The organism is Brucella sp. IR073 (genome assembly GCF_049065735.1).
Lineage (GTDB): Bacteria > Pseudomonadota > Alphaproteobacteria > Rhizobiales > Rhizobiaceae > Paramesorhizobium.
In genome coordinates this window covers 1-2978 of sequence record NZ_JBAKHD010000026.1, presented here as the reverse complement: position 1 = coordinate 2978, position 2978 = coordinate 1, and the positions used below count along the sequence as shown (strand labels likewise).

Sequence of the window (2978 nt, the reverse complement as noted above, 5' to 3'; positions counted from 1 at the left end):
GTCCGCCGGGCGACAGCGGAATATATGAAGGTTCTCCACAATATCTATCATCCGGTCTCGCTGGCCAATGGGGAAGCGGAGAGGGACATTCGGGCGATTGCCTGCGGAATGCGGGATAGTGATATTCTGGCGGCGGAGTTTGCCGAACTTAGCCAGGGTGACGTTCCCTATTTCGAAATTGCCTTCAACGAGGCTGTGCTCTTCGATGGGCAGGGCAGAAAGCTGGCGACGCCGATTTCGCACTCGCCAAGCCGGAACGTCGAATATGAGTTCGCCCGCCTCACGCCCGCATTTATCGATCAGGTAGAAGAAGACATCCGCTACTCCTACCTGACCTACCGCGCCTACAAGCAACCGGGTAGCACGCCGCACGGGCCCAACTATGCGGGTCTCGCCGATATTCCCGACGATCGATGGCTCGCCGAACTCGGACGGAACGTCCTTGAAGGGCTATTAGAGCGAGCCACCGTGCTGGACGGCAATTATTGTTGGCGCAGCGTCAATATGCTTGATGAGCACACGATCCGCATGGGCTTAAGCGGAATCGATCTCTATGATGGCACCGCCGGTCTCGCGTTGGCCTTTCATGCCGTCGGCCGCTGGCTCTCATATGACCGGTTCCTCGATTTCGCCCGTGTGCTCGCCACACAGACAATCCGCGGATTGGAGAATGTGAAGGATGGGGCGCCAACTGCGCTCGGTGCCTATACGGGCACGACGGGGATTCTCTGGGCGGTCAGCATGATCGAGACGGACCGGCTTCCCTGGCTTTTGCCGATGCTCGAAAGGGAACTTGCCCGGCTCTCCCGCTATCTTCTGACGAGTGACTGGAGCGACTATAAGACCCTCGATATCATCAGCGGCGCGGCGGGTATACTTGAGATGCTCTTAAGGCTGCACCGCCTTTACCGCCATTATCCTGTCGCTGATGGCATGGAGAAGCTCGCCGCTTTTACCTTTGAGCTTTTGAAGGAAAAGTCCGCAGTGCTTCTTACCGAAGAGACCCTACTCGGTTTTGCCCACGGAACCGCCGGTGTATCCTCTGCCCTCGCGCAATATATGACCTATTTCGGCCGGCGCGATGCGGAAGCGATCGAAACGATCATGCGTCACATCGCGCATGAAACCCGCCACCGGACGGATGCCGGCTGGCCACGGCTCGATAAAGACGGCGGCTGCAACACCTCGTGGTGTCACGGGACGGTGGGGATGGGCTTTTCACGGCTGCATTGCCGGCCATATATTCCCGCCGATGTTTACGACGCCGACATGCGCATCGTCACAGCCCGGCTCGGAGAAAGGCAGCCTTCCCTATGCCTTTGCCACGGCATGATCGGGGATCACTGGCTCGCCCGCGCGCTCGGCCTCGACGAAACTGCCATCCTGCATCGAATCCGGCGTGAAACCGAACTTCACGGCATAAGCACGGGCCTGGGTCTCACCGGCTTCGAGCTTGCCGGTGCCATGAGCGGCCTCGGCAGCCTCTTTATTGGAGAAATGCTGTTCCTGGACTGACTCTATATCAGAGGTAGCTCCCCCTGATGAAGCTCGTCCCACGCGGCCTCGAAGCGTTTCACACGCCGTGAAGCGTGAGTGTCTCATTTACCTCCAATAGCGTGCGCCGCATCCAGCCATGGCCCGGATCGCTGTCGTTCCGCCGGTGCGAAAGCATCGTCTCCTCGTATCCGGAATAATCGAAAGATATCGGAAGGCCACCGGACTTTTGATCAGGAACGCAGGGTGGCTGCGGGGCTCATGCGCGTTGATGTGCGGGTTGGCGGACAAGATTCGTAAACAGTCAACATCCTCGCGGATAATGCCAAGTAACCGGAAAATTCCCCCTTATTATTTATCTCATCGATAAAAACAAATGGGGAAACGGTAATGAAACATCTTGGTCTTGTTCTGGCTTGTTTTGCCTGCATCCATGCCACGACTGCTCTGTCCGCGGAGAAGGAAACATGCAAACAGCCGAAATTTTCCGATGTCGGCTGGACGGATATTACGGCGACGACGGCGCTTGCGTCGCTGTTGCTTGAAAATGCCGGTTACGCACCGCAAACGAACATCCTTTCCGTTCCCGTGACCTTCCAGTCGCTGGAAAACGGCCAGATCGATATTTTCCTCGGCAATTGGATGCCGCTTCAGGAGGAGGTGCGCAAACCCTATCTGGAGGGCGGAAAGATCGAGAAGGCCGGCGTCAATCTGAAAGGCGCGAAGATCGGCCTCGCCGCGACCGGCAAGGATATCGGCATCAAGGCTTATGCCGATATCGCCAAGCATAAGGACGCTCTCGGCGGCAAGATTTACGGGATCGAGGCGGGCAGCAGCGCCAATGCGACGATCCAGTCGATGATCGAAAACGACAAGTTCGGCCTCAAGGATTTCGAGCTTGCGGAATCGAGCGAGCAGGCCATGCTTTCGCAGGTGCAGAACGCCGTTCGGAAAGATGAGCCGGTGGTCTTCTTCGCCTGGACACCGCATCCGATGAATATCCGCTACAAGCTGACCTATCTGGAGAATGGCGATAATCTCTTCGGTCCCGACGATGGCGCCGCCACGGTGGAGACGCTTACCCGCAAGGGCTATGCGGCGGAGTGCGCCAACCTGTCGCGCTTTCTCTCCAACCTGAAATTCACCACCGAAATGGAAAGCGCCATGATGAACATGATCCTCAATGACGGCATGGACGCCAAGGCCGCCGTGACCAAATGGATCAAGGACAATCCAGCCCAGCTCGACGCTTGGCTCAACGGCGTGACGACCTTCGACGGCAAGCCCGCGCTGCCGGCTGTGAAAACCGCCTTGGGCCTCTAGAGCGTGATGATTTTAGGGCGTAGTGACAATTTAATGATTTTACGATTCCCAAGGAATGGCAAATCAGATTCAACACTGGCTTTTGGAGGCTGGTGTGGAAGGCGAGATACTTCGGGATGATCAGTGGGAGCGGCTACGGGACTTTGTACCGGGCGGGCGTA

Annotated in this window: 2 protein-coding genes; both read left to right on the top strand. The window is 57.3% G+C overall.

The window, feature by feature from the left end:
• A partial coding sequence (locus ACOWVG_RS19230; RefSeq protein WP_420963989.1) for a lanthionine synthetase LanC family protein occupies window positions 1–1515 on the top strand: 1515 nt, incomplete at its 5' end.
• A 369-nt stretch (window positions 1516–1884) separates the two neighbouring features.
• The gene (gene choX / locus ACOWVG_RS19225) at window positions 1885–2817 is read left to right on the top strand and encodes a choline ABC transporter substrate-binding protein (protein WP_420963988.1); all 933 of its coding nucleotides are present in this window, start codon (window positions 1885–1887) and stop codon (window positions 2815–2817) included.
• Window positions 2818–2978: the final 161 nt, after the last annotated feature.

Excerpts from the sequence above, each read along its gene's own strand:
- choX (WP_420963988.1), top strand. The coding sequence starts at position 1,885 with ATGAAACATCTTGGTCTTGTTCTGGCTTGTTTTGCCTGCATCCATGCC.